This is a genomic window from Haloarcula sp. MBLA0138, assembly GCF_055632455.1.
Genome location: NZ_CM145746.1, coordinates 685170 through 708975, shown reverse-complemented (window position 1 = coordinate 708975; position 23806 = coordinate 685170). Strand labels below are relative to the sequence as shown.

Genomic DNA, 23806 nt, shown 5'->3' with positions numbered 1-23806 from the left:
TCACAGCGGTGGCGCGACCTGTGGGTCGACGATACTGTCGGCCGACCGGGACTGGTGGGTCGTCGGCGGCCCGACGGAGACCACCTCGTCACGGGTGCAGTCGTAGGCGGTCAGGCGGCCACCGTAGACGCAACCAGTGTCCAGTCCGACGGCGGCGTCCGTGACGAACGGCTCCGAGAGGACAGTGTGCCCGAAGAACACGCGGGGGCGTTCCCGACGCGTCTCGAACCAGAACGGCCGGTGGTAGCCCCCTTCGGGGGAGAGCGAGCGGGTGTTGAGCAGTTCGGTCAGGGAGTGCTCGACGAGGGGTTTGCGGTGGTCGACGCCGCCGTGGACCACCAGCGCGTCGTCCCACGAGATGGCGGCCGGCATCGACTCGACGTAGGCCGCGTCGGCAGCCGAGAGCGCGTCGAGCGAGGCACGGCCGTCGACGAGTTTCTGCTCGTTGTTACCGCGGACGCTCAGGAAGTTCTCGCGCGACCGGACGCGTTCGACCACGCCCGCGCTGTCCGGTCCCTTCCGGACGAGGTCGCCGACGAAGACGACCGCGTCGTCGTCGCTCGGGGCCAGTCGGTCGAGCAGTCGGTCGAGCGTCGCGCGACAGCCGTGGACATCGCCGACGACGTAGATGTCGTCCCACTGGTCGGTGTCGAGCCGTCGGTGCGGTGCGTCGATGGTCGGGTGCAACGTCGGAGCCGGTGTCATGTGTCGTGGTGCCCGGCCGCCGGGCTTGCCTGAGTGTCACGGTGTCCAACTTAGGTGCTTTATAATTGGCCTATGTACTGATACGTACGCCGCAGTAGCCGCTGGCGCGGAAACGTTTATTACGCCGTGGGGAAAACCGAACCGTGGCGTGCGTTAACTGCCACCACATGTGGCTTCGTCAGTCAGTGCCAGCACGTCACGCGAACGACGGCCCTGCACCAGCCGTCGTTCGGAACGATTCGACTCGGCGCGCGAGCGCCGCGGCTGCGGACCCGTCAACGAACCGGAGAAGCGACTGCGTTACTCGACCGTGACGGCGTTGACCTGTCCGTCCTGCCCGGGGCGGGAGGTGACGCGGGCCTCACCCTCGGAGGTCTCGATGATTGCGCCCTTGGTGATGATGTTCCGGCGGGCGTAGTTGGGGTTCGAGGGGTTCTCGACGACGTTCTCGATAGTGGCCTCGGTGGTTTCCGCGCCGTCGGCGATGCTGGCGACGTCGGTGGTGACCGCGCGGACCTTGTGGGTGTTGCCGCGCGTGTCGACGACCTTCAGCTTCTGGTCGCCGACCTGCGTCTCGGTGGACTCGTTGCCGAGTTCGTGCTTCTTCTTCTTGTGGTTCGGCCGGCGGCGACCGCCCGTTCGCTTGCGGGGGGAGCGTCCTTGGTCTTTCATATCCCTACGTCTGTTCCAGCGGCTACTTGAACCGTTCGATGCGGCCTCGTCGGGGACCGTAACCGTTACCGCCGGGCCGGCCGCTCTCGTGAACGATGAGTCTGAAGACCGCCGTGGCGGCCCCGTTTCGCCGACGGGGGACCGACCGTCTCGGCGAGAGCGAGTTCGTCGTCGCGCTGTCGCTCGACACCGGGTGGTTCTCGCCCGACCAAGCCAAGACGCTCGTCGACGTGGCCGTCAGCGAGGGGTTGGTCCGCCGCGAGGACGACGACCTCGTGACGGCGTTCGACGCGGCGGCCGTGACCGTCCCCGAGGACTTCGAACCCGACGAGTCGGTCCTCCAGTCGCGGTCGGCCTTCGAGCGGCTCTTGGACGCCGTCGTCGAGTCGGGCGCGTCGAAACAGGACGCCGTCGCCGGCGTCAACCGGGTGCAGTCCGACCTCGGTCTGACGCTGGAGGCCGCGGCGGTGGTGTACGCCCGCCGGGAGGGCGTCGACGTGGACGACCTCGCCCGCAGCGTCCGGGAGGAGCTCTGATGGTCGAGGACCGGATTACCGACGGCCGCCGCATCGCGCAGCTACTGGCTTCGGAGCTGACCGGGCTAGAGCGGGGCCCACTCGCGGACGTGTCGGTCGTCGACGCCGACACCGACGCCGAGCCGACGGCCGACGGCGCGTTCGCCTACGCCGTCGAGTACGCCGGCGAGCGGGTCGCCCGAGTCGACGTGACGCCCGCGACGGCGCGGCTCGTCGTCGAGCGCCCCGTCGAGACCCGGCGCGAGCGCGAGGACGTGTCCGTCGAGGCCGGAACGGAGGAGGCGGTGCTGGTCGCCCACAGCGGGGCCGCCGTCAAGGCGCTGGCCGACGCACTGGCCGACGCGCTCTAAGCCACGCGCCCCTCGGCGAGCGCGCCCGAGAGCCACGCGACGAAGCCGGTGAACACGAGCGCCGACCCCACCAGCGCGACGACCGCCGCCGCGGCGAGGACGAGCGCCGACCCCACCAGCGGCGCGCCAAGCGCGACGAGAATCGGCGAGAGGGTGATACACAGCGAGCCGACGGCGACGACGCGGCGCTGGCGCGTCGTGAGGGCGATGCCGAACCGGAACGGGGAGGCCGCGGCCGGCTCGGGGGCCGCCAGCCCGAGACAGAACAACGGGACGCCGACGAAGACCAGCGTCGAGGCGACCGCCGTCGCCCAGAACGCCGCGTCGCCGGTCGCCGGGACCAGCGAGAGCAGGGCACCGACGACGAGCAGCGCGAGCCCGCCGACGACCCCGAACGGGCGCAGCCGCTCGTCCTCCGGCGCGTCCCACAGCCCGGGGAGGGTCTCCGAGACGTGGCCGATGTCGAGACTACCGTCCATACCCCCTGTCTGTGCCCCACCGACAAATAGCCGCCGACCGAGAGGGAAACGCTTGTATCCGTCCCCGCCGGCCGGCTACCTATGCAGTTCTTCGACAGGCTCGCCGACCGCATCGCGGCGGCCGACAGCGTCGTCTCGGTCGGGTTGGACCCGGACCCGGACCGCCTGCCGGCGGCCGTCCGGGACGCCGACCTCCCGCGCTGGCAGTTCAACCGGCGGGTCATCGACGCCACCCACGAGCACGCGGCCTGCTACAAGCCAAACGCCGCCTTCTACGAGGACGGGGACGGCTGGCGGGCGCTGGCGGAGACCATCGCGTACGCACACGGGAAGGACGTGCCCGTCCTGCTGGACGCAAAGCGGGGCGACATCGGCAACACGGCGCGGCAGTACGCCCGGATACTGGACGACGACGAGGGCCCGGCGGCCGACGCCATCACGGTCAACCCCTTTCTCGGCCGGGACTCCATCGAGCCGTTCCTCCAGCGAACCGAGAAAGGCGTGTTCGTGCTAGGCCGGACCTCGAACCCCGGCGGGGCGGACCTACAGGACCTCGAACTCGCCTCCGGCGAACCGCTGTACGAGCGGGTCGTCCACCTCGCGGACCTGTGGAACGACGCGGGCAACGTCGGCCTCGTCGTCGGCGCGACCAACCCCGACGAACTCGCCGAGATACGCGAACTGGTGCCGGACATCCCCTTCCTCGTCCCCGGCGTCGGCGCGCAGGGCGGGGACGCCGAGGCTGCCGTCGAGCACGGACTGGCCGACGGCGTCGGGCTGGTCAACTCCTCGCGGGGCATCATCTTCGCCGGCGAGGACCGCGAGGCCCGGCGCGGCGCGGACGACGGCGACGCGTACTTCGACGCCGCCGGCGAGGCGGCCAAGCGGCTCAAACAGCGCCTGAACGAGTACCGCTAGAAGCGGTAGGTGTCGACGCCGTCGGGCAGGTCGTCCGGGTCCGTCCGGCCGTCGGGTCGCCCGCCGCCGGAACACTCGATACACAGCCCCAGCGTGTCGTCCCAGTGCCGGTCACAGACCAGTCGGCCACAACGGTCACAGCCGTGGTCCACGTCGGGGCGCTCGCAGATGGAACACAGTCCCGAGACGCTCATGCGAGCCGGTAGCACGCCGAGCCGTTTGAACGCTCCGGTGGTCCGCATGCGAGACGCTTACGGTCCTCTGGACCGAAGCGACGAGCGTGCAGTACGACCGGCTCATCACGGGTGTCGCGGTGGTGTTCGGCATCCTGACGGCGATGCTCACGGCGGTCGGTGTCCTCGTCAATCCTGCCGTTCTCTTCCTCGCGCTGACGTTCGGCGTCGCCACGTACGTGATGTACTACCACCTGAGCGGGAAGATGGCCGCGCGCCTCTATCAGCGCGTCGAGCAGCGGGCGGCCCAGAGCCCCGGCGGGGCGCGCCGCGGCGGGTTCGGTGCCGGCCCGCGGGAGGAGTGGACGCCCCCGCGGGACGGCCAGCGGGTGCGCGGTGGGCGACGCCGGCGCGGGGCCCGACAGCAGGCCCGCCAGCGAGCAGGGGGACAGACGCGACAGCGCGTCCAGCAGTCGAACGGACCGACCCCGGCGGAGGCCTACGACCGCCTCGGACTCGACCCCGGAGCCAGCGACGCGGCGGTCAAAGAGGCCTACCGCGAGCGGGTCAAGGACGTTCACCCGGACACCGACGGCGGGAGCGAGCGCGAGTTCAAGCGCGTGAAGACGGCCTACGAGACGCTGACCGACGACTGAGGCCGCCGTCGGGAAGCGCCGCCCGACCGCAACCCCCAAGCCGACCGCCCCGCGACTGGCGGGTATGTCACCGCCCCCGCTCGTCGTCGACATCGACGGGACGCTCACGGACGAACAGCGCGCCGTCGACCCCCGCGTGTTCCCCGTGTTGCGTGAGTGGGCCGCCCCGGTGGTCGTCGCCACCGGCAAGGCCATGCCGTTTCCGATAGCCCTCTGTGAGTTTCTGGGTATCGAGCGGACCGTCGTCGCCGAGAACGGCGGCGTCGTCTTCGTCGAGGCGACCGACGAACTACGGCTGGAGGGCGACGCCGAGGCGGCGCTGGCCGTCGCCGACGCCTACCGCGAGCGCGGCCACGACCTCGGGTTCGGGGCCGTCGACCTCGCCAACCGCTGGCGCGAGACGGAGGTGGTCGTCAGCCTCGACCGCCCGGTCGCACCCTTAGAGGCGCTGGCCGAGGAGCGGGGTCTCGTCGTCCTCGACACCGGTTTCGCATACCACGTCACCGACCCCAGCGTCGACAAGGGGACGGGGCTGGCCGCGGTCTGTGCGGAACTGGGGCCGTCACCGGCGGAGTTCCTCGCGGTCGGGGACTCCGAGAACGACGCGCAACTGTTCGACGCGGCCGGCGAGAGCGTCGCCGTCGCCAACGCCGACGAGACGGCACGGGCGCGGGCCGACCGCGTGACTGAGGCGTCCTATGCAGACGGCTTCCTCGAAGCGGTCGCGCCCTACCGTTAGCCGCTCCAGCCGCCGGCGAGGTCGTCACTGATGCGGTCCCGCCACGTCCCGTAGGCGGCCTCGCAGTCGGGGTGTTCGTCGACGTGGTCGACGAAGCCCGCGCCGGGTGATTCTATCGCGTCGCCACAGAACGGACAGCGGCCGGGGTCGCTCCACGTTTCGCTCGTTGCCATACGAGACGGTCGACCGAACTCGAATATAAATTCTTCCGCTAAACACTATATTTGGTAGGTATGCCATTGTACAACCCTTATATTGTATCTGGGAATTTCACGAACTCCGGCAGAACACCGCGCTTTGTCTCCGGGTTATCTAGATACCGACGAAAAGACCGTTACAGACGCGTTTCGTCGCCCTAGTATTCTATAGTCAGTATTATAACAACGTTCATGTAGGCCGATAGACTGAAACGCAGTAATGGCAATCCAGCAAGGAGCCGCCACCGACGCGTACCGATGCCCAGACTGCCACGGCGAGGTTCTGTTCGCCGCCGGCGCGTGGACCTGCGAGGACTGCGGCCACGTGCCCTACCACGGCGCGGACTGAGACACCGGCCCGACGACCCCGGACGACGCCAGCGACGTTCCCAACGGTTCTGTGAGAGGGATAGCCACACATCGCCCGCAATAGCCCGCAGCTGCCCGAAACCCGGGGAAGGCTTTTATCTCGGCCCCCGTTACGGAGTCCCATGAGCCCCGACCCGGCCGTCCTCCAGCGCGCCCTCGACCACGGCGAAGAGGAGGGGGGCAGCGTCGAGTTCAAGGAACGGCTCACCGAGGACCTCCACCTCTCTGAGGGCCGCCTCGAGTCGCTCGCGGCACAGCTTCGCCACCGCGTCCTCTCGGGTGACGGCGAGGCGACCTACGTCGTCGGCGTCACCGACGACGGCGGTATCGCCGGCATCCCGCCGGCGGCGTTCTCCGAGTCGATGGACGTGTTGAGCCTGCTCGCCGAGGAGGCCGACGCCCACATCGAGGAGGTCCAGACGTGGGGCGTCGACGGGGTCGCCGACGCCGGCGAGGCGACGGAGGGCATCGTCGGCGTCGCCACCGTCAGCGAGGGGGCCGTGCTGGCCGACGACGACCACATCGTCGTCGGGACGGCGGGCCACGTCGACCACGGGAAGTCGACGCTGGTGGGGTCGCTGGTCACCGGCGAGGCCGACGACGGCGAGGGCGGGACGCGGGGCTTTCTCGACGTCCAGCCCCACGAGGTCGAGCGGGGCCTCTCGGCGGACCTCTCCTACGGCGTCTACGGCTTCGACGACGCGGGGCCGGTCCGCATGGACAACCCCCACCGCAAGGACGACCGCGCCCGCGTCGTCGAGGAGTCCGACCGGCTGGTGTCGTTCGTCGACACCGTCGGCCACGAACCGTGGCTCCGCACCACCATCCGGGGGCTGGTCGGACAGAAACTCGACTACGGCCTGCTGACCGTCGCCGCCGACGACGGCGTCACGGAGACGACGCGGGAGCATCTGGGCATCCTGCTGGCGACCGACCTCCCGACGGTCGTCGCGCTCACGAAGGTCGACCTCGTCGACGACGAGCGGGTCGCCGAGGTCGAGCGCGAGGTCGAGCGCGCGCTGCGCGAGGTCGACAAGACGCCGCTGCGGGTCGAGCGCCACGGGGTCGACGCGGCCATCGAGGAGATATCCGAGACGGTCGTCCCCGTCGTCACGACGAGCGCGGTCACGCGGGCAGGACTCGACGCCCTCGATTCGATGTTCGAGCGCCTGCCCAAGACCGCGGGCGAACTCGGCGAGTTCCGGATGTACGTCGACCGTACCTACAACGTCCAAGGCGTGGGCGCGGTGGCGTCGGGCACCGTCAAGTCCGGCGAGGTCGAGGCCGGCGACGAACTCCTGCTCGGGCCGATGCAGGACGGGGCCTTCCGCGGGGTGGAGGTCCGCTCCATCGAGATGCACTACCACCGCGTCGACGAGGCCAAGGCCGGCCGCATCGTCGGCATCGCGCTGAAGGGCGTCCGCGAGGCCGACATCGAGCGCGGGATGGTCCTCCTCCCCCGGGACGCCGACCCCGACCCGGTCCGGGAGTTCGAGGCCGAGGTGATGGTGTTGAACCATCCGACCCGCATCGGCGAGGGGTACGAACCGGTCGTCCACCTCGAAACCGTCAGCGAGGCCGCGGCGTTTTACCCCGAGGGCGGGCAGTTGCTCCCCGGCGACGCCGGGCGGACCCGCGTGCGGTTCAAGTTCCGCTCCTATCTCGTCGAGGAGGGCCAGAAGTTCGTCTTCCGCGAGGGGCGCTCGAAAGGCGTCGGCACCGTTACCGACGTATCGCCGACCGGGTAGTCAGTCCGACCGGTCGCCCTCGCCCGCGAGCGCGCCCAGTTCGTCCGCCCACGCCAGCAGGTACTCGACCCGCTCGCGCCAGACGACCTCCCAGTCGGCGTGGCGCTCGCGCTCCCAGCGCGGTATCCCCTCGCGGACCGCCCCGAACACCGCGTCCCGGTCGGTCGCACCGGCCGCGACGGCGTCACACACCGCGTCCGCGAGGAACACCCTCTCGCGGAAGCCCGCGGCGAGGTCGACGGCCGCGAAGTCCGTCTGCGTCCGGTGGAACCCCCGGTCGCTCTCTGCGGCCAGCCCCAGCGCCCGCAGGAACAGCAGGAACTCCCGGGCCGTCTCGCGGTCGTTGAGGTCGGTCGCCTCGCGGATGGCCCGACAGCAGTCGGCCTCGGGGTCGGGTAGCAGGGAGAGCGCGCCGCGGGCGGTCTGCAGGAACTCCCGCGAGCGGGGCGGGGGCGCGACCTTGTAGCGCACGCTCAGAGGCCGAAACTCTCGGCCAGCACGTCCTCGCTGGTGTCACCGGCGACGTGGGTGTCGCCGCCGACCACATCGACGGTCACCTGTGCGGGCGCGAACAGGTCGACCGGCAGGGACTCGAACTCCCAGTCGGCCGCGTCGAAGACGCTCGCCAGCGGCCGGCCGTACTCCGCGGCCGCGACGGAGGCCACCTCGTCGAAGCGGTCGAAGGGCTCGTCGACGGTGAGGTGGACCTCGCCGCCGTAGGCCAGCGCGTCCGTCGTCCGGGCCATCGCCGTCGCCTCGTCGTCCGCGACGGGCGCGACGGGGGCGCTGGCGGTGGCCGAGAGGACCTCGGCGGGGTCGTAGCCCAGTTCCGAGAGCCGGAAGACGGCGAGTTCGGCCGCCCGGGCCGCCGCGACGACGCTCCCGGTGACGCTCCCGGTCCGGAACGCCGGCAGGAAGACGCCTGTCTCGGGGACGCCGGCCCGCTCGGCCACCTGCGCCGCGACCGCCTCGTCGGGCAGTGACTCGGTCTCGACACAGAGGACGGCGAAGTCGGCGTCCTCGCGGTAGCCCAGCCGCTGGAACTCCTCTTCCTCGGCGACCAGCGCGCGAGCGGGACCACTACCCAGCCCCTCGAACGCCTCGGTGGCGAGCTCCCAGCCGGCCTTCTGCGAGCAGAGCAACGCGAGCGCGGGGTGGTCGGTCGACAGTTCGACGTGGGTCAGCGGCGCGCCGGCGACCCGGCCCATCGTCGACTGAACCGTGGCCAGCCCGGCGGTCTGTATCTCGGCGAGCAGCAGGCCGGCCTCGACGGCCCCCGGCACCTCGACGCCGAAGTCCAGTACGGCCGCGTCGCCCTCCAGCGCGTGGACGGCGATAGTCAGCTCGTCGGCGAAGTCGACGGCCTCGTCGACGAGTTCCGTCGCCATCCGGTTGAGCGTGTCCATGGGCCCCCTTCGGCGGCCTGTCTTTTAAGCTCCGCCGTCCCCGGACCGGTCGCTCCGGGCGGCCCGCCCGAGGTGCCCCTCGACGGAGTCGACCTTGTCGCTGGCCCGCTGGTCGACGCCGCGCTTGTCGTCTATCTTCAGGAACGTGCTGACGCGGTCGGTCTGGCGGCCGACGGCCTCGTGGGCGGCGTGGACGGCCGCGAACAGCTCCTCGCTGTCGTCGGCCTCGACGATGGTCCCCATCGGCGTCGTCTCGTACGCCACGTCGAACTCGTCGAGCGCGGCGACGGCGTCGGCGACGTACGGCGACATGCTGTCCTCGACGACCGGTGCGACCGAGACGAACCCGATACAGGTCATGCGTCGGTCTCGGGCCGCCGGCGTTCTAACTGTGTCGACAGCAGGGGCGGCGAGCCGGTCAGACGGACAGGTGTCACCCCGTCACAGCACGTCGACGTAGTCGTCGAGCGACAGCGCCATCGGCTCCGAGAGCGGGAGGTCGACCCAGCGGAAGCGAAACTCGGAGCCAGCCTCCTGACCGTCGCCGGTGACGGTGTGAGTCCAGCGGTCCCGGGACTCGTGGACGTGGGCGTGGTAGAAGTGACGCACGTAGCGCCGCGGCGGCGAGACCCGGCGGGTCCACACGTCGCTGGCGAGGTGGCGCGTCCCGGTCACCGCGCCCAGCCCGCTCTCCTCGGCGACCTCCCGGAAGACAGCCTCGCGCGCCCCCTCGTCCGGCTCGACTGTCCCCTTGGGCACCTGTAGACCGTCGTGGTCGGGCCCCTCGAAGACGAGCAGTTCGTCGCCGCGGGTGAGGTAGGCACACACCTTCTGGACGTACGTCGCCGCTGCGCACATGCTCCAGTGGTGGGTCGACCCTGTAATAACCGTTCCCGGCAAGGAATATATGGAGTTTTAGGCCGCTAGACGGGTCAGAAGATGTTCGCCTGCTGGTAGACGGAGATGCCGTCCATCGTTATCTCGTAGGGCTTGGTCTCCCGGGAGTGGTTGGCGTTGCGTATCTTCTGTATCTCGACGGCCAGCCGCGTCTCGCGGGTCTCCGAGCGGACGTACTGGAGGATGAACACGGCGTCGGTGAGATACTCGATGATGCCGTGTCTGGAGGCGTAGGGGTTGTCCTCGCTGGCTTCGGACGTGAGCATCGTCGTGACGCCGGCCCGCTTCAGCGCCCGCGTGAAGTCGAACACCTCCGTCCGTCGCTTGGCTTGGTTGTCGTACATCATCTCCAGCAGGGAGACCGAGTCGAGGACGAGGCGGTCGGCGTCGAACTCCTCGATGAGCGCCGGCAGTTCGCCGCGGATGTTGTCGAGGCTGTTCGCCATCTCGACGGGGTCGAGGTCGACGACGGCGAGCCGGCCGGCCGCCTCGTACTCCTCGAACCCCCAGTCCCGGTCGCCGGCGGTGTCCATGATGGACTCGTGGGACTGTTCGAGCGTGATGAAGACGCAGTTCTCACCGTTCTCCAGCCCGTGGTGGAGGAACTGGAGGCCGAACGTGGTCTTGCCCGTCCCGGCGGAGCCGACGGTCACGACGAGGTGGCGCTCGGGCACCCCGCCCTGTATCATCCGGTCCAACCCCTCGATACCGATGTCGATGCGCGGGATGTCCGAGTCGAAGTCCTCGTCGGCGAACTCCCCGCCCGCGCCGCCCCCGTCGCCCGGTCCCGACGCCGAATCGAACGCCGACGCGAAGTCCTCGCCGAACAGCCCCCCGCCCTCGCCGGCGTCGTCGAGCGAGCCGTCGTCGCCCGCGTCGCCGGCGTCCGCGTCGAAGGGACTGTCACTCTCCACGTCGTCGTCGAACGGACTCCCGCCGTCGTCACCGTCGAATGGACTCCCGCCGTCGTCACCGTCGAACGGACTGTCTCCCCCCGTATCGCCGGTTTCGAACGGGCTGTCGCCCCCGGCGTCGAACGCGTCGCCGCTCGACCCGTCGGACGAGTCGTCGGCCGCGGGCTCTCCCGCCGGGTCGTCGCCGTCAGCTTCGGACTCGTCGTCCTCGTCGAAGGCGCTCTCGAACCAGTCGTCGTCGGCGTCGTCCTCGCTCATCGCAACCACGGGTCGCGCGGGCGCGCCATGCCAGCCACTTCTCGCGGAGATTAATATAACCTTGCCGTCGTCGGGGGTTTATGTCCGCCGGGGCGAAACTCCCGACCAATGACCGTCGGTATCGTCGCCCAGCGCGACAACGACCGCGCACTGTCGCTCGCCAGCACGCTTCGGGACCGCCTCGCCGACATCTCCGAACCGGTCGTCGTCGACGAGACGACGGGCGACCGGGTCCCGGGCGACGACGACTGGACGGCCGCCGAGGCCGAGAGCCGCCCCGTCGACGAGATGCGGTCCTGTGACTTGGTCGTCAGCATCGGCGGCGACGGCACCTTCCTCTACGCCGCGCGGGGGGCCGGGTCGACGCCGATACTGGGCGTCAACCTCGGCGAGGTCGGCTTCCTGAACTCGCTGGCCCCCGAGGAGGCCGTCGAGACCGTCGTCGCCGAGGCCGAACACGTCCAGCGGACCGGGACGGCACGGACCCGCGCGCTCCCGCGACTCCGGGCCGAGGGGCCGGACTGGACGCTCTCGCCGGCGCTCAACGAGGTGGTCGTACAGGGCGGGGGCCGCGGACCGGGCGGGGGCGGGACCTTCGAGGTCAGTATCGACGGGTCGCCCTACGACGCCGGCCACGCCGACGGGGTGTTGGTGGCGACGCCGACCGGGTCGACGGCCTACAATCTCAGCGAGGAGGGACCGCTGGTCCACCCGGACGTGGACGGCTTCGTCGTCACCGAGATGGCCGGCGAGACGGGGATGCCGCCGCTGGTCGTGGACGGCGACAGCGACATCGTCGTGGAGGTGTCCGACGCCGATGGGGTCGCCGTCGTCAGCGACGGACGGGTGAGAGAACAGCTCGACGCGCCGGCGACGGTGACGCTCTCGCGGGCGAGCGAGCCGGTCCGGCTCGCCGGGCCGCCGCTTGACTTCTTCACCGCGCTCGGCAAGCTCGCGTGAGGCGGGTCAGCGACGGCCGACGCTGTAGAGCACCGGCGCGATGACCAGCAGTACGAGACCGAACAGCTTGTACTGGAACGCCGACCCGAGGACGCTCCCGGCGTTTGGCTCCATCATCGACGTGGGAATCACGAGCAGGAGGAGCGCGACGCCGATGGTGTGAACGCCGAGCAGGCGCAGCGACCGCTTCGGCAGGACGCCGACCGCACCGGCGACGAACCCGAGCAGGAGGACGTCACCGATGGTGTAGTTCAGCAGAAAGCTGTCGATGACTTGCAGCGGTGGCGCGAGCATTCCTATCCGAAAACTGGCCGTGACGCAATCTTTAAAGTTCCGTTACGCCGCCGCTATGGCACAGTGACCGAACGACGGGACCAGTTATTTGTACGCCCACCGCCGAGACAGTACCGTGCCAGAGGCTACCGAGAACCCGACCGTGCTCGTCGTCGACGACGAGCGAGAGGTCGCCGACGTATACGCCCTCCGGCTTCGGGACCAATACGACACCGAGACGGCCTACGGCGGGTCGGCGGCCCTCGAGGCGGTCGACGACAGCGTCGACGTCGTCCTGTTGGACCGCCGGATGCCCGACGTGGCGGGCGACGAGGTCCTCGCGGAGATACGCGACCGCGGCCTCGATACGCGGGTCATCATGATAACCGCCGTCGACCCGGACTTCGACATCATCGACATGTCGTTCGACGACTACCTCTGTAAGCCGGTGGAGAAAGACGACCTCGTCGAGGCGATAGAGCAGCAACTCACCGCCCGGCGGTACGACGACCGGCTCGCAGACTACCTCGAAGTCACCTCGAAGCTCGCCCTGCTCGAAGCGGAGAAGACGCCCACGTCGCTCGAAGACAACGAGGAGGTGTCGGCCCTCGAGGACCGCGCGGCGACGCTCAGAGACGAGATGGACCGCGCGCTCGCGGAGTTCGAGGACATCGACGCCGCGTTCAGAGAGATACGCCGCCACCCGGGCTGAGCCGGTCAGTCCGCCGGCGTAAAGAGCAGGTAGCCCGTCGTCGACCCGACGGTCCGGAGGCGGAACGACGCCGCGCCGTCGACGGTCTCGCAGTCGACGACCGGGTCGTGGGCCGGGTCGGTCAGCGCCGCCGCGGCGACCGCGTCCTCGGCGACGACCGCCGCCGAGAGCGGCGCGCCCGCCAGCGCGTCAGTGTCGGTCCCGAACGTCGCCTCGTAGGTCTCGTTGACCGCCCGGACGACCGGGCCGTCGGTCTCGTCGGCGAAGTAGACGACGGGGTCGGGATGCTCCGAGAAGAGGTCGGCGGGTCGGGGGCCCGGCTCCGTGTCGCCGTCGGACGCGACGGTCATCGTCTCGTCGGCCGTTGCCGTCGCCTCCTCGTCGGTGACGAGCAGGTGCGCGACGCCGCCGACGCCGCCGCCCAGCGCGAGGCCGAGGCCGACCGCGACCGTCTGCGAGAGCGGGAGGTCGAGGACGGCGTCGGCGACGAGCGCCGCCGCGGCGACGCCGACGGCACCGGCCCCTATCCAGCCGACGACCGCGGCGAGGCTCCCGAGTCGCTGCCCCGACCCGCCCCCCGAAGACGACCGCGCGCTCATGATGTGGTGGCTCGACTGGCGGCGTGTTACCCTTTTCGGGACGGCCCCGGCGCGACAGGGATAAACGGCTCGTGCCCGTAGCTGACCCCACGAGTGTCTCGAACATCCGACGGCCGACTGCGCGTCCTCGTCGTCGACGACGAGCCGGACGTGGCGGATACGCAGGCGCTTCGCATCCGCGAGGCCTACGAGCCGACCACCGTATACGGCGGGACGGCGGCCCTCGAAGAGGCCGGACCGGAGTACGCCGCGGTGTTGCTCGACCGCCGGATGCCGGACGTACACGGCGACGACGTACTCGACACGCTCCGCGAGCGGGGGTACGAGGGCGTCGTCGTCATGCTGACCGCGGTCGACCCCGACCTGAACATCCTCGAGATGTCGTTCGACGACTACCTCCGGAAGCCGGTCGACCGGGAGACGCTGCTGGCGACGCTCGACCAGCACCTCGACCCGCCCGGCGGGGACGACCGCTTAGAGGAGTTCTTCGAGATAACGTCGAAAATTACGCTGCTGGACGCCGAGAAGTCACAGTCCCAACTCGACGAGAGCAGCGAGTATCAGGCGCTGGCCGAGCGCGCCGAGGAGTTGGAGTGGCAGCTCCGGACGGAACTCGACGACTTCGACGACATCGTCGAGACCTACCGGTCGATAGGCCGCGGGCCGAACTAGCCGTCAACGCGGAGCCGCTCGTCGAGATACCACTCCAGTTCGGCTCGCAGCGTCTCGGTGTCCCCGTTGTCCTGCGTGGCGGTCCGCATCATGATGCCGTCGAGCGTCGAGAGGACGAACTGCGCGGTCCGGTTCGGGTCCACGTCGGCGAACACGCCCTGTTCGATGCCTGACTCGACGATGTCCGAGAGGTGGTCACAGAAGCGGCAGTCGGTCTCGGTGAACTGCGCCCGGAAGTCCGGGTCCCGGACCGCTTGGGCCCTGAGTTCGACGTAGGTGGCGAGGACGTCCTCCTTGTCCGGCGTGTCCTCCTCGCCGGGGAACTCGCCGATGACGAGCGTGATGAACGTCCGGAGGTCCTCGGCGGGGTCACCCCCAGACTCCAGCCGGAACACGCGGTCGAACTCGTCTAAGAGGAACTCCAGAAAGGAGACGAGGAGGTCGTCTTTCCCGTCGAAGTGGTGGTAGAACGTGGACTTGCTCAGCGCCGCCTCGTCGGCGATGCGCTGGATAGAGAGGCCCGCGTAGCCGTACTCCTGGAGGGCGCTGAACGTCGCCCGCATTATCGCCTCGTGGGAGTCGGCGGGGTCGCCCGCGAACGGTATCCCTTCGGCCATACCGAACGAATATTCGGTCGGCCGACAAACCCTTTTCGCTCCCCGGCCCGGCGGCCGTCACGGTCTGTGTCCGAACCACAAGCTTGATATTCTACCGAACGTTCGTTCGATGCGATGACCGAACGAGCGTTCGACTCCGGCGACGGTCCGGGACGCCCACCCCGGGACCAGAACGGGTATGTGCGGAGCCGTCCCAAGATAGCGACGAAACGCGCCGTTCGACAGCAGACCGCCACCCCGCTCGCCGCCCACGAATGAGAGTCACCACCCCCCTGATACTGGCCGTTACTGTACTGGTACTGCTCTCCGGCACGGCGATGGCCGCCGTGACCGGAAGCCCCGAGATCGACGCGACACTCAGCGACAACAACGTCGTGCCGGGCGAGGAGACCACCCTCGACGTGGTCCTCGTCAACAGCGGCGACGTCGACACGGGGTCCCCGACGAACCCGAGCCTGAACAGCGAGGTCACGACCGCGCGCGGCCTGACCGTCAGGCTCGGGTCCGGCGGCGCGCCCATCTCCGTCGAGACCGGACAGGTCGCCGTCGGGACGTTCCCCGAAGGGGCGTCCGACCCCCTCGCGTTCGACATTACCGTCGACGAGGACGCCGACCCCGGGACCTACCGCGTCCCGGTGCGACTGGACTACAAGTACACGAGCCTCATCGCCGAGCAGAGCGGGACCCGCGACGAGTCGCGCGTCTCGACGACGCGGTACGTCACCGTGCAGGTCACTAACGACGCCACCTTCGACGTGACCGACGTCGAGTCCGACGCCCGCGTCGACTCGACCGGGACCGTCGCCGTCACCGTCGAGAACACCGGTAACGAGAACGCCACCGACGCTTCCGTCAGCCTACAGAGCCTGAACGAGGACCTCACGGTCGGCGGCGAGCAGAGCAGTTCCCGCTACGTCGGCCAGTGGGCCGAAGGCGAGGAGCGGACCTTCCGGTACCGCGTCACCGCCAGCGAGAACGCCGAGGCCGAGCCCTACGAGTTCGGCCTCGCGGTCAACTTCAGCGACGCCGACGGGTCGAGCCAGCAGTCGGTGACCTCCTCCGTCGGCATCGCCCCCGACCCCGAGCAGACGTTCAGCGTCGTCCGCACCGACAGCGACGTGGCTATCGCCAACGCCGGCAGCTACGAGGTGGAACTGCTCAACGACGGTCCGGTGACCGTCAGCGACACCACCGTGACGCTGACCTCCCGGAACAGCGACATCACCTTCGGGGAGGCCGAGGCCACGACGGTCTACGTCGGCGAGTGGGAACCCGGCGAGAGCCGCAACGTCACCGTCGACGCCACCGCGAGCCCGGACGCCGAGCGGCGCAGCTACGCGCTCTCGACGACCGTCGAGTACGAGGACCCCGAGGGCGACGCTGCGACGACCGACGGCCTCGCCGTGGGGCTGTTGCCCGAGCCCGAACAGTCCTTCGACCTCGGCGACGTGGAGACGACACTGCGGGCCGGCGACGAGGGCCGACTCAGTGCGACGCTGACCAACACCGGCGACCGCGCGGTCGAGAACGTCGTCCTCGACTGGCAGAGCGACCACACCAACATCTCGCCACAGGAGACCCAGTACGCCGTCGGCGACCTCGACCCCGGCCAGTCCACCGAAGTCGACTTCGGCGTCGACGTCTCGGACAACGCCGACGCCGGCCCCCGCCAGTTCGACTTCGTCGCCAGCTACCGCGACGACGACGGCGACCGCCGCGAGAGCGACGCCATCGAGGTGCGGGCCGACGTGGCCCCCAGCGCCGACGAGTTCGACATCGACGCCAGCGGGACGAGGGTCGGGGCCGGCCAGTCCACCGTCGTGACGCTGACCGTCACCAACGCCGGCAACGAGACGCTGTCGGCCATCTCGGCGAAGCTGTTCGCCGACTCGCCCATCAGCGCCAACGACGACGAGGCCTACGTCGATAGCCTCGGTCCCGGCGAGTCGACGGACGTGACCTTCAGCCTCGGCGCGGCCGGCACCGCGCTGAACAAGAGCTACCCGGTCTCGGTGGACTTCCAGTACGAGGAGCCCGACGGCGACACCGTCGTCTCCGATAGCTACCGGGTCCCGGTGCAGGTCACAACCGAGAGCGGCGGTGGCGGCGCGCCGCTGGCCGCCATCGGCGGCGTCGCGCTGGTCGCGGTACTCGCCATCGGCGGCTACTTCAGGTTCAGATAGATGGAGTATCAGCGGTACATCGACTGGGTCGACGACCGCATCGCGAACGACTCACGGCGGGTCGTCATCGCGTTCGCCGTCGTGACGCTCGTCTTCAGCGCCGGCCTCGGCGGCATCTCGACCAACGCCGGGACCTCACAGTTCACGACCGGACTCCCCGCCGAGGAGGCGCTCACGCAGGTCAACGACGAGTTCTCCCCGTCGTTCTCGGCCGACACCGGCAACACACAGCTCATCCAAGAGAGCAACAACGTCCTCTCGAAGCCGTCGCTGCTACGGATGCTGCGCGCACAGGAGCGCGTCGAGGACCACGAGGCCCTACGGGTGACCTCCACGTCGAGCGCGGCAGGCATCGTCGCCCAACAGCTCGACCCGTCGGCGGAGACGACCGAGCAACAGATACGCGCCGTCGAGTCGGCGACGCCCCGCGAGATAGACGGGGCCGTCCGCGACGCCGCCGCGGGCGCGCAGTTCACGTCGCTCGTGAGTCAGGACTTCAACCGCGGGTCGGCCTCGGCGTCGGCCACCATCGGCCTCGTCACCCACGAGATTCCGGCCGGCGTCTCCTCGGGTTCCGGGCAGGGCGGGTCGAGCCCCCTGACCGGCATCCAGAAGCAGACCGAGTTCACCGTCTCCTCGGCCGGACAGGGGTCGATAACCGTCTTCGGCTCGGGCATCATCGCCGAGGAGTTCTCCAGCGTGGTCGGCGACTCGCTGATACTCACGGTGCCGGCCGCGGTCCTGTTCATCCTGTTTTTCCTCGCCATCGCGTACCGCGACCTCTCGGACATGCTGCTGGGTCTCGTGGCCCTGTTCATGGCCGTCGTCTGGACGTTCGGCTTCATGGGGCTCGCGGGCATCCCGTTCTCGCAGATGCTCATCGCGGTCCCGCCGCTGTTGCTCGCGGTAGGTATCGACTTCGGCATCCACGCCATCAACCGCTACCGCGAGGAGCGGACCGACGGGGCCGGCGTCGAGGAGTCGATGCGCATCACGACCGACCAGCTACTCGTCGCCTTCTTCATCGTCACGGGGACGACGGTCATCGGGTTCGCGGCCAACCTCACGAGCGCGCTCCCGCCGATTCAGGACTTCGGCTTCGTCGCCAGCGTCGGCATCACGTTCACCTTCCTCATCTTCGGAATCTTCCTCCCGGCGGCGAAGGTGGAGTTGGACCGGCTACGCGAGCGCTACCCCATCCCGACGTTCAAGCAGACGCCGCTTGGCTCCGAGGGGTCGGCGCTGGGCGGCGTCCTCCGTGGCGGCGTCGTCATCGCCGACCGAGCGCCCGTCGCCTTCCTGCTGGCGACGCTCGTCCTCACCGCCGGCGCGGGCTACTACGCGACCGGCGTCTCGACCTCGTTCTCACAGGAGGACTTCCTCCCGCCCGAGGACACCGCCGACTGGATAGAGTCCCTGCCCGAGCCGTTCGCGCCCAGCGAGTACACCGTGACGGGACAGCTGAACTTCCTCGAAGAGAAGTTCGCCACGACACAGAGCAGTCAGGCGACGGTCTACGTCGAGGGACCGATGCGACAGGACTCCGCCTTGGAACAGCTATACCGGGCCGGCGACGACCCGCCGGACACGTACGTCCGGACCGACGGCGGGCGCGCCGAATCGACCTCCATCGTCACGGTCATCCGTGACTACGCCGAGCAGGACCCCGAGTTCCGCCGGCTCGTCGAGCGCAACGACGCCAACGACAACGGCGTCCCCGACGACAACCTCGGCGAGGTCTACGAGTACCTGCTGGACTCGCCGGCCCGCGACCGGGCGCTGAACTACCTCGCGGAGGACTACCGGAGCGCACAGGTCGTCTACACCGTCGAGTCCGACGCCAGCAACAGCGAGGTGACCGCGGACACGCGGGAACTCGCCGACGAGCGGTTCCGGTTCGCGGCGACCGCGACCGGCTCGACCATCGTCTTCCAAGCGGTGGCCGACGTCATCTTCCAGTCGGCCATCCAGTCGCTGGCGCTGGCGCTCGCGGGGACCGTCGTCTTCCTCGTGTTCATCTACCACGTCATCGAGGGACGGGGGTCGCTTGGCATCGCCAACGTCGTGCCGGTCGTCGTCACCGTCGCCCTGCTGGCGGGGACGATGCGGTTCCTCAACATTCCGCTGAACGCCCTCACGGCGACGATGCTCTCTATCACCATCGGGCTGGGGGTGGACTACTCGGTCCACGTCACCCACCGCTTCGCCGACGAGCGCGCCGAGGCCGACCTCGTGCCGGCGCTGGAGGCGACCGTCCGCGGGACCGGCGGGGCCCTGCTCGGGAGCATGCTGACGACCACCTTCGGCATCGGCGTCCTCGCGCTTGCGGTGTTCCCCGCCATCGGCCAGTTCGGGATGCTGACCGCGCTGTCTATCGCGTACGCCTTCCTCACGTCGATGGTCGTCCTCCCGTCGGCGCTGGTCGTCTGGGACCGGTTGGCAAACGGCGAGACGGACCTGTCAGGCCTGTTCCGGCTGGGTGGCCCCCGGCCAGCGCGGCCGTCCGGGGGCGACGACTGAGGACGGGTCACAACGCCTTCCGGGCACCCGCACCCGGGGGCGGCGCGGCCGGCAGTCCGGCGCCAGCCGTATGAAGCCTTTATCCGGCGGCGACGCTAGACCTCGATATGACCCACGTCGTCATCATCGGCGCGTACGGGAGCGCCGGCGCGGCCGTCGCCGGCGACCTCGTCGACGAGGACGGTATCGAACTCACGCTCATCGACAACGGCGAGCCCGGCGGCGGCCTCTGTATCCTGCGAGGGTGTATGCCTTCCAAGGAGGTCCTCTCGGCCGGTGCCCACCGGTTTCAGGCCCGCCACGACGAGCGGCTGGTCGGCGACGTGCCCGAGGTGGACCTCGAACGCGTCGTCGAGCGCAAGGACGACCACGTGCTTGGGTGGGCCGGCCACCGTCGGGACGCCATCCACGAGATGGCCGAGCGCGACGACGTGACGTTCGTCCACGACACCGCGACGTTCGTCGACGACCACACGGTCCGGGCCGGCGGCGAGGAGTACGAGGCCGACTACGTCGTCGTCGCCACCGGCTCGTCGGTGAACGTCCCCGACCTGCCGGGGATGGGCGAGGTCGACTACATGACCAGCGCCGACGTGCTCGACGCCACCGAGTTCCCCGACTCGGGCATCGTGATGGGCTTTGGCTACATCGGGATGGAACTGGTCCCGTACCTCGCCGAGGCCGGCGGGATGGAGCTCACCGTCGTCGAACACGACGACCGCCCCATCGACGAGGGCGACCCGGAGTTCGGCGACGAGGCGCTCTCGATCTACGAGGACAACTGGGACATCGACATCGAGACCAACTGCCGCGAGCGACGGGTGGAGGCGACCGACGACGGCGGTGTCCGCCTACACGTGGCCTACGACGACGGCAGCGAGGCGGCCTTCGAGGCCGACGAGCTGTTCCTCTTTACCGGCCGCCGACCCACCGTCGGGGGGCTGGGACTGGAAAACACCGCCGTCGAGGTCGCGGGCGAGTGGGTCAGGGAGACGATGCAGACCCGCGACGACGGCCGCGTCTACGCCGTCGGCGACGTCAACGGCAAGGAGCCGATTCTCCACGTCGCCAAGGAGCAAGGGTTCACCGCGGCCGCGAACATCCTCCGGCAGGAGGCCGGCGGGACGCCACAGGCCTACCGGAACGTCCACCACCACGTCATCTTCTCCGGGCTGGGAGTCTACCCCTTCGCCCGCGTCGGCCACAACGAGGCGACGGCCCGCGAGGCGGGCTACGACGTGGTGACCGCGACCCGACAGGCCAGCGACGACGGCGTGTTCAAGTCCAAGGACGTCCCCGAGGGGCTTGCGAAGCTGGTCGTCGACGCCGCCGACGGCACCGTGTTGGGCTGGCAGGGCATGCACTACCACGCCGACAGCTTCGCCAAGACGATGCAGATAGTGGTCGAGAACGGCCTCGACGTGCGGGACCTGCCCGACCGGGCCTACCACCCGACGCTCCCCGAGAACCTCGACGGCCTCATCCGGGACTGCGTCGCCGAACTCGACGGGTAGGGGGAGCTCGAAGAGCGGTCCCGTCTCACTCGACGCGGAGGCCCGACACCTCGAAGCGCGCGCCCCCGGCCACGCCGTCGGTGACGGTGACCGCGCCGCCATGGGCTTGGGCTATCTCGGCGACGATGCGGAGGCCGAACCCGGTCCCGTCGTCGCTCGTGGTGTAGCCGCTCTGGAAGACCTGCTCGCGGTCGGCCTCGGGGATGCCGGGACCGTCGTCGGCGACGTAGAAGCCACCGGCGTCCGCGAGCCGGCCGACGGTGACCGTCACCGACTCACCGGCGTGTTCGACGGCGTTTCCGAAGAGGTTCTCGAACAGTTGTCGGAGGCGGCTCGCGTCCCCGATGACGGTCCCGTCTGTCTCGACATCGAGGGTCGCGTCCTCGCTCTCGACGGTCGTCCACGCCTCGGCGGCCACGTCGGCCAGCGACACCCGCTCAGTCTCGACGACGCTCTCCCCGAGGCGGGCCAACGCCAGCACGTCGTCGATGAGTTCGTCCATCCGCTCTAAGGCCGTCATCGCGGCGTCGACGTGTTCCGGGTCGCCGTCGTACGCATCGGCGATGACGTCGAGGTGTCCCGTGGCGACCATCAACGGGTTCCGCAGGTCGTGGCTGACGAGGCTGGCGAAGTCCGCCAGTCGGTTGCGCTCGCGGGTCAGTTCGGCCTCGCGGCGCTCGCGTTCGAGTTCGTAGCTGACCCACTTGCCGAGCAGTTCCACGAGCGTCACGCCCCAGTCGCTGAACGCCTCGTCGCGGGGCTCGCGGTCGTAGAAACAGACCGTGCCGTAGACGGCGTCGTCGACCCACACCGGCGTCCCGAGGTAGCAGGCGACGCCCATCTCGGTACAGGCGTCGCGGTCGGCCAGTTCCGGCGCGTCGGCCTCGATGTCCGACAGCACGAGCGACTCCGCCTCGTCGATGGCCCGCTCGCAGTAGGTCGCCCCCAGTTCGATGGTGTCGCCGGACTGCGTCTGACCGGTCGGGTCGTGGACGACTTCGAAGGTGTAGTCGTCGCCCTCGACGCGGGACAGCGCGGCGTAGTCCGTCCCGAGGACCGACTGCCCGACTTCGAGGAGGTCGTGGACCTTGGTCTCGAAGTCGCGGTCCTTGTCGGCGATGACGCCGTAGACCTCCCGGAGCACCTCGTCGCGCCTGACCAGCGACGCCTCGCGCTCGTGGTGGTCGGTCACGTCGCTGAAGTACAGCGAGAGGCCGGAGGGCGACGGGTACGCGCGGACCTCGAACCACGTCTCCAGCGGTGCGTAGTACCCCTCTAAGGTGACTTCGGTCTGCTCGTCCATCGCCCGGTGGAAGGCGTCGTGAAGATCGGTGTCGACGGCCGACGGTATCGTCTCCCAGAGGCTCCGGCCGAGCAACTCGCCGGTGCGAAACTCCTCGCCGGTTGCCTCTGCGAGCAGTTCGCGGCCCCGCTCGTTGAGGTAGGTGAACCGCCAGTCCCGGTCCAGCGCCACGAACCCGTCGGTCAGCCGGCCGAGAATCGCCGCGCGCTCGGTCCGGTCGGCGACTGCCGACAGCACGCGCTGCCGTAGCTCGGCGGTCTGCTCGTCGACCGGCGACTTCCGGAGGTAGTCGGTCGCGCCCGCGCCGACGGCCTCGCCGGCGACGCGCTCGTCGCCGTCGTCGGTGAAGAGGACGAACGGCAAGTCGGGCCGCCGCGCTCGGACCGCCCGGAGGAGTTCGAGCCCGTCCCCGTCGGGGAGCGCGTACTCGCTGACGACGCAGTCGACCGCCTCGTCGTCGAGCCGCGCCAGCGCCGCCTCGACAGTCGTCGCGCGTGTGACCGCTGCCGTGGCCTCGTCGGCGGTTAGCGACGCGCTCACGGTCGCCGCGGCGTCGTCGTCGGCGTCGACGTAGAGGACGCGCGGCCGCTCTGTGGCGTCGCGTCGCCCCGCAGCCACGGGGTGTTCCATGAACGACGTTGAACGTTTAGATATAAAGGCGTGTCGAGCGTCAGCGTCTGTCTCGGGGCGCGCGGGCGGCCAGCACCGGCATCTCGGCGACGCGCTCGTCGCGCAGGGCCGTCCAGTCGACTCCGGTCGGCCGGTCGTACGGCGACGCCGTCTCGACGGTCCGGTCGGGCGTGACCACGAGGTCCATCGGCACGTCGTGGTCGTCCACCGGGACGGCAGCGTCGACGACGCCCTCGGGAGCGCCGACGACCTGCAGTTCGTGGACCGTCGTCGCCACCGGCGTCGCGTCGTCGACGAGGCCGAGTTCCCGGAGGACGGCGTACTCGAGGTCGCTGAACCCCTCTCCCTTGCCGATTCGCGCGCCGTCCGTGGTGACGGCGACCGACCCGGAGACGACGAGGTCGACGCCCCCGACCGCCTCGGGGCCGACCTGCGCGGCGTGGTCGGCGACGTTCGAGACGGCCGGCGCGGCCGCGAGGTCGTCCAGTCGCTCGGGGTCGAGTTCGTAGAAACAGCGCTCGTCGCGCAGCCGCGGGACGGCCATGTAGACGGTCTTGCCCGCCCGGAGCGCGGCTCGCCGAACGGGCAACTGCGGGGCGTCGGGGTTGGCCTTGACCGTCTCGGCGGCCGCCCACGCGTCGGTCCCGGTCAGGCGGTCGGCCGCCCGCTCGGCCGCGGCGAAGTTCGGGATGCGGTCGTGGGGCGGGAACGGGAACCGGGCGACGCCGTGCTCCTCGAGGGCGTCCCAGACCGCCGTTCGGATGGCCTCCTTGTCCATACCGACCGGACGGGGCCGCGGGGGAAAA

General features: G+C 69.8%; 28 protein-coding genes. 13 read left to right on the top strand and 15 right to left on the bottom strand.

Annotation, left to right across the window (positions count from 1 at the left end):
- Together ACV7JO_RS03655 and ACV7JO_RS03650 are read right to left on the bottom strand one after the other, a co-directional pair.
- The gene (locus ACV7JO_RS03655) at positions 1–705 is read right to left on the bottom strand and encodes a metallophosphoesterase family protein (protein WP_470354988.1); all 705 of its coding nucleotides are present in this window, start codon (positions 703–705) and stop codon (positions 1–3) included.
- A 300-nt stretch (positions 706–1005) separates the two neighbouring features.
- Entirely contained in the window at positions 1006–1377 is a 372-nt protein-coding gene (locus tag ACV7JO_RS03650) for a 30S ribosomal protein S8e (protein ID WP_470354987.1), read from the bottom strand.
- A gap of 95 nt (positions 1378–1472) precedes the next feature.
- On the opposite strand from ACV7JO_RS03650, the gene ACV7JO_RS03645 reads away from it, so the two are divergent.
- Together ACV7JO_RS03645 and ACV7JO_RS03640 are read left to right on the top strand one after the other, a co-directional pair.
- Positions 1473–1913 carry a DUF2240 family protein gene (locus tag ACV7JO_RS03645; RefSeq protein WP_470354986.1) on the top strand — a complete coding sequence of 147 codons (441 nt, stop codon included), beginning with the start codon at positions 1473–1475 and terminating at the stop codon, positions 1911–1913.
- Positions 1913–2263 carry a DUF7993 family protein gene (locus tag ACV7JO_RS03640; protein WP_470354985.1) on the top strand — a complete coding sequence of 117 codons (351 nt, stop codon included), beginning with the start codon at positions 1913–1915 and terminating at the stop codon, positions 2261–2263. Before ACV7JO_RS03645 ends, ACV7JO_RS03640 begins: the two co-directional genes overlap by 1 nt.
- Here ACV7JO_RS03640 and ACV7JO_RS03635 read toward each other — a convergent pair.
- Positions 2260–2742, bottom strand: coding sequence for a hypothetical protein (locus ACV7JO_RS03635; RefSeq protein WP_470354984.1), 483 nt, complete (start codon positions 2740–2742; stop codon positions 2260–2262). The genes ACV7JO_RS03640 and ACV7JO_RS03635 overlap by 4 nt on opposite strands.
- An 81-nt stretch (positions 2743–2823) precedes the next feature.
- Between ACV7JO_RS03635 and pyrF the strand changes: the two genes are divergently transcribed.
- Positions 2824–3660, top strand: coding sequence for an orotidine-5'-phosphate decarboxylase (gene pyrF / locus ACV7JO_RS03630; protein ID WP_470354983.1), 837 nt, complete (start codon positions 2824–2826; stop codon positions 3658–3660).
- Here pyrF and ACV7JO_RS03625 read toward each other — a convergent pair.
- A complete protein-coding gene (locus ACV7JO_RS03625; protein WP_470354982.1) occupies positions 3657–3854 on the bottom strand; it encodes a hypothetical protein in 198 nt (65 codons plus the stop codon). The genes pyrF and ACV7JO_RS03625 overlap by 4 nt on opposite strands.
- A gap of 86 nt (positions 3855–3940) precedes the next feature.
- On the opposite strand from ACV7JO_RS03625, the gene ACV7JO_RS03620 reads away from it, so the two are divergent.
- On the top strand, positions 3941–4489 hold the full coding sequence (locus ACV7JO_RS03620; RefSeq protein ID WP_470354981.1) for a J domain-containing protein: 549 nt from the start codon (positions 3941–3943) through the stop codon (positions 4487–4489).
- A gap of 64 nt (positions 4490–4553) precedes the next feature.
- Complete coding sequence (locus tag ACV7JO_RS03615) at positions 4554–5228, top strand: phosphoglycolate phosphatase (protein ID WP_470354980.1); 675 nt, start codon at positions 4554–4556, stop codon at positions 5226–5228.
- Here ACV7JO_RS03615 and ACV7JO_RS03610 read toward each other — a convergent pair.
- On the bottom strand, positions 5225–5401 hold the full coding sequence (locus ACV7JO_RS03610) for a DUF7501 family protein (protein WP_470354979.1): 177 nt from the start codon (positions 5399–5401) through the stop codon (positions 5225–5227). The two genes, ACV7JO_RS03615 and ACV7JO_RS03610, sit on opposite strands and share 4 nt — an antisense overlap.
- A 244-nt stretch (positions 5402–5645) precedes the next feature.
- Here ACV7JO_RS03610 and ACV7JO_RS03605 point away from each other — a divergent pair, with 244 nt between their 5' ends.
- Together ACV7JO_RS03605 and ACV7JO_RS03600 are read left to right on the top strand one after the other, a co-directional pair.
- Positions 5646–5774: a hypothetical protein gene (locus ACV7JO_RS03605; protein ID WP_470354978.1), complete on the top strand. Its 129-nt coding sequence runs from the start codon at positions 5646–5648 to the stop codon at positions 5772–5774.
- A 142-nt stretch (positions 5775–5916) separates the two neighbouring features.
- The gene (locus ACV7JO_RS03600) at positions 5917–7542 is read left to right on the top strand and encodes a GTPBP1 family GTP-binding protein (protein ID WP_470354977.1); all 1626 of its coding nucleotides are present in this window, start codon (positions 5917–5919) and stop codon (positions 7540–7542) included.
- Here ACV7JO_RS03600 and ACV7JO_RS03595 read toward each other — a convergent pair whose 3' ends face one another.
- From ACV7JO_RS03595 to ACV7JO_RS03575, 5 genes are all read right to left on the bottom strand, one after another.
- A complete protein-coding gene (locus ACV7JO_RS03595) occupies positions 7543–8013 on the bottom strand; it encodes a double winged helix-containing putative transcriptional regulator (protein WP_470354976.1) in 471 nt (156 codons plus the stop codon).
- A gap of 2 nt (positions 8014–8015) precedes the next feature.
- Positions 8016–8948: a methenyltetrahydromethanopterin cyclohydrolase gene (mch, locus tag ACV7JO_RS03590; protein ID WP_470354975.1), complete on the bottom strand. Its 933-nt coding sequence runs from the start codon at positions 8946–8948 to the stop codon at positions 8016–8018.
- A gap of 24 nt (positions 8949–8972) precedes the next feature.
- A complete protein-coding gene (locus tag ACV7JO_RS03585) occupies positions 8973–9308 on the bottom strand; it encodes an MTH1187 family thiamine-binding protein (RefSeq protein ID WP_470354974.1) in 336 nt (111 codons plus the stop codon).
- An 81-nt stretch (positions 9309–9389) separates the two neighbouring features.
- On the bottom strand, positions 9390–9806 hold the full coding sequence (locus ACV7JO_RS03580; protein WP_470354973.1) for an NUDIX hydrolase: 417 nt from the start codon (positions 9804–9806) through the stop codon (positions 9390–9392).
- Positions 9807–9880: 74 nt separating this feature from the next.
- Complete coding sequence (locus ACV7JO_RS03575; RefSeq protein WP_470354972.1) at positions 9881–11017, bottom strand: KaiC domain-containing protein; 1137 nt, start codon at positions 11015–11017, stop codon at positions 9881–9883.
- Positions 11018–11125: 108 nt separating this feature from the next.
- On the opposite strand from ACV7JO_RS03575, the gene ACV7JO_RS03570 reads away from it, so the two are divergent.
- Entirely contained in the window at positions 11126–11977 is an 852-nt protein-coding gene (locus ACV7JO_RS03570) for an NAD(+)/NADH kinase (protein ID WP_470354971.1), read from the top strand.
- A gap of 6 nt (positions 11978–11983) precedes the next feature.
- On the opposite strand, the gene ACV7JO_RS03565 is transcribed toward ACV7JO_RS03570, so the two are convergent.
- A complete protein-coding gene (locus tag ACV7JO_RS03565) occupies positions 11984–12271 on the bottom strand; it encodes a DUF8006 family protein (protein ID WP_470354970.1) in 288 nt (95 codons plus the stop codon).
- A gap of 115 nt (positions 12272–12386) precedes the next feature.
- Here ACV7JO_RS03565 and ACV7JO_RS03560 point away from each other — a divergent pair, with 115 nt between their 5' ends.
- Positions 12387–12962, top strand: coding sequence for a response regulator (locus ACV7JO_RS03560; RefSeq protein ID WP_470354969.1), 576 nt, complete (start codon positions 12387–12389; stop codon positions 12960–12962).
- A gap of 5 nt (positions 12963–12967) precedes the next feature.
- Here the strand turns inward: ACV7JO_RS03560 and ACV7JO_RS03555 are convergent, their stop codons facing one another.
- The gene (locus tag ACV7JO_RS03555; protein ID WP_470354968.1) at positions 12968–13561 is read right to left on the bottom strand and encodes a hypothetical protein; all 594 of its coding nucleotides are present in this window, start codon (positions 13559–13561) and stop codon (positions 12968–12970) included.
- A gap of 93 nt (positions 13562–13654) precedes the next feature.
- Between ACV7JO_RS03555 and ACV7JO_RS03550 the strand changes: the two genes are divergently transcribed.
- Positions 13655–14233, top strand: coding sequence for a HalX domain-containing protein (locus tag ACV7JO_RS03550; protein ID WP_470354967.1), 579 nt, complete (start codon positions 13655–13657; stop codon positions 14231–14233).
- Here the strand turns inward: ACV7JO_RS03550 and ACV7JO_RS03545 are convergent.
- On the bottom strand, positions 14230–14850 hold the full coding sequence (locus ACV7JO_RS03545; RefSeq protein WP_470354966.1) for a TetR/AcrR family transcriptional regulator: 621 nt from the start codon (positions 14848–14850) through the stop codon (positions 14230–14232). The two genes, ACV7JO_RS03550 and ACV7JO_RS03545, sit on opposite strands and share 4 nt — an antisense overlap.
- A 254-nt stretch (positions 14851–15104) precedes the next feature.
- Between ACV7JO_RS03545 and ACV7JO_RS03540 the strand changes: the two genes are divergently transcribed.
- The 3 genes from ACV7JO_RS03540 to ACV7JO_RS03530 all read left to right on the top strand — a co-directional run bounded on the left by ACV7JO_RS03540 (position 15105) and on the right by ACV7JO_RS03530 (position 21067).
- Positions 15105–17033, top strand: coding sequence for a COG1361 S-layer family protein (locus ACV7JO_RS03540; protein ID WP_470354965.1), 1929 nt, complete (start codon positions 15105–15107; stop codon positions 17031–17033).
- Entirely contained in the window at positions 17034–19553 is a 2520-nt protein-coding gene (locus ACV7JO_RS03535; RefSeq protein WP_470354964.1) for an efflux RND transporter permease subunit, read from the top strand.
- A 107-nt stretch (positions 19554–19660) separates the two neighbouring features.
- On the top strand, positions 19661–21067 hold the full coding sequence (locus ACV7JO_RS03530; protein WP_470354963.1) for a dihydrolipoyl dehydrogenase family protein: 1407 nt from the start codon (positions 19661–19663) through the stop codon (positions 21065–21067).
- 25 nt (positions 21068–21092) lie between these two features.
- Here the strand turns inward: ACV7JO_RS03530 and ACV7JO_RS03525 are convergent, their stop codons facing one another.
- Together ACV7JO_RS03525 and ACV7JO_RS03520 are read right to left on the bottom strand one after the other, a co-directional pair.
- The gene (locus ACV7JO_RS03525; RefSeq protein ID WP_470354962.1) at positions 21093–23000 is read right to left on the bottom strand and encodes a sensor histidine kinase; all 1908 of its coding nucleotides are present in this window, start codon (positions 22998–23000) and stop codon (positions 21093–21095) included.
- Between the two features lie 40 nt (positions 23001–23040).
- Entirely contained in the window at positions 23041–23778 is a 738-nt protein-coding gene (locus tag ACV7JO_RS03520) for a 5-formyltetrahydrofolate cyclo-ligase (RefSeq protein ID WP_470354961.1), read from the bottom strand.
- Positions 23779–23806 lie beyond the last annotated feature (28 nt).

What these genes read in the sequence shown, in the direction of transcription:
- ACV7JO_RS03655 (WP_470354988.1), bottom strand. Translation starts at nt 705, where the DNA reads ATGACACCGGCTCCGACGTTGCACCCGACCATCGACGCACCGCACCGA.
- ACV7JO_RS03650 (WP_470354987.1), bottom strand. Translation starts at nt 1,377, where the DNA reads ATGAAAGACCAAGGACGCTCCCCCCGCAAGCGAACGGGCGGTCGCCGC.
- ACV7JO_RS03645 (WP_470354986.1), top strand. Translation starts at nt 1,473, where the DNA reads ATGAGTCTGAAGACCGCCGTGGCGGCCCCGTTTCGCCGACGGGGGACC.
- ACV7JO_RS03640 (WP_470354985.1), top strand. Translation starts at nt 1,913, where the DNA reads ATGGTCGAGGACCGGATTACCGACGGCCGCCGCATCGCGCAGCTACTG.
- ACV7JO_RS03635 (WP_470354984.1), bottom strand. Translation starts at nt 2,742, where the DNA reads ATGGACGGTAGTCTCGACATCGGCCACGTCTCGGAGACCCTCCCCGGG.
- pyrF (WP_470354983.1), top strand. Translation starts at nt 2,824, where the DNA reads ATGCAGTTCTTCGACAGGCTCGCCGACCGCATCGCGGCGGCCGACAGC.
- ACV7JO_RS03625 (WP_470354982.1), bottom strand. Translation starts at nt 3,854, where the DNA reads ATGAGCGTCTCGGGACTGTGTTCCATCTGCGAGCGCCCCGACGTGGAC.
- ACV7JO_RS03615 (WP_470354980.1), top strand. Translation starts at nt 4,554, where the DNA reads ATGTCACCGCCCCCGCTCGTCGTCGACATCGACGGGACGCTCACGGAC.
- ACV7JO_RS03610 (WP_470354979.1), bottom strand. Translation starts at nt 5,401, where the DNA reads ATGGCAACGAGCGAAACGTGGAGCGACCCCGGCCGCTGTCCGTTCTGT.
- ACV7JO_RS03605 (WP_470354978.1), top strand. Translation starts at nt 5,646, where the DNA reads ATGGCAATCCAGCAAGGAGCCGCCACCGACGCGTACCGATGCCCAGAC.
- ACV7JO_RS03600 (WP_470354977.1), top strand. Translation starts at nt 5,917, where the DNA reads ATGAGCCCCGACCCGGCCGTCCTCCAGCGCGCCCTCGACCACGGCGAA.
- mch (WP_470354975.1), bottom strand. Translation starts at nt 8,948, where the DNA reads ATGGACACGCTCAACCGGATGGCGACGGAACTCGTCGACGAGGCCGTC.
- ACV7JO_RS03585 (WP_470354974.1), bottom strand. Translation starts at nt 9,308, where the DNA reads ATGACCTGTATCGGGTTCGTCTCGGTCGCACCGGTCGTCGAGGACAGC.
- ACV7JO_RS03580 (WP_470354973.1), bottom strand. Translation starts at nt 9,806, where the DNA reads ATGTGCGCAGCGGCGACGTACGTCCAGAAGGTGTGTGCCTACCTCACC.
- ACV7JO_RS03575 (WP_470354972.1), bottom strand. Translation starts at nt 11,017, where the DNA reads ATGAGCGAGGACGACGCCGACGACGACTGGTTCGAGAGCGCCTTCGAC.
- ACV7JO_RS03570 (WP_470354971.1), top strand. Translation starts at nt 11,126, where the DNA reads ATGACCGTCGGTATCGTCGCCCAGCGCGACAACGACCGCGCACTGTCG.
- ACV7JO_RS03565 (WP_470354970.1), bottom strand. Translation starts at nt 12,271, where the DNA reads ATGCTCGCGCCACCGCTGCAAGTCATCGACAGCTTTCTGCTGAACTAC.
- ACV7JO_RS03555 (WP_470354968.1), bottom strand. Translation starts at nt 13,561, where the DNA reads ATGAGCGCGCGGTCGTCTTCGGGGGGCGGGTCGGGGCAGCGACTCGGG.
- ACV7JO_RS03545 (WP_470354966.1), bottom strand. Translation starts at nt 14,850, where the DNA reads ATGGCCGAAGGGATACCGTTCGCGGGCGACCCCGCCGACTCCCACGAG.
- ACV7JO_RS03540 (WP_470354965.1), top strand. Translation starts at nt 15,105, where the DNA reads ATGAGAGTCACCACCCCCCTGATACTGGCCGTTACTGTACTGGTACTG.
- ACV7JO_RS03535 (WP_470354964.1), top strand. Translation starts at nt 17,034, where the DNA reads ATGGAGTATCAGCGGTACATCGACTGGGTCGACGACCGCATCGCGAAC.
- ACV7JO_RS03530 (WP_470354963.1), top strand. Translation starts at nt 19,661, where the DNA reads ATGACCCACGTCGTCATCATCGGCGCGTACGGGAGCGCCGGCGCGGCC.
- ACV7JO_RS03525 (WP_470354962.1), bottom strand. Translation starts at nt 23,000, where the DNA reads ATGGAACACCCCGTGGCTGCGGGGCGACGCGACGCCACAGAGCGGCCG.
- ACV7JO_RS03520 (WP_470354961.1), bottom strand. Translation starts at nt 23,778, where the DNA reads ATGGACAAGGAGGCCATCCGAACGGCGGTCTGGGACGCCCTCGAGGAG.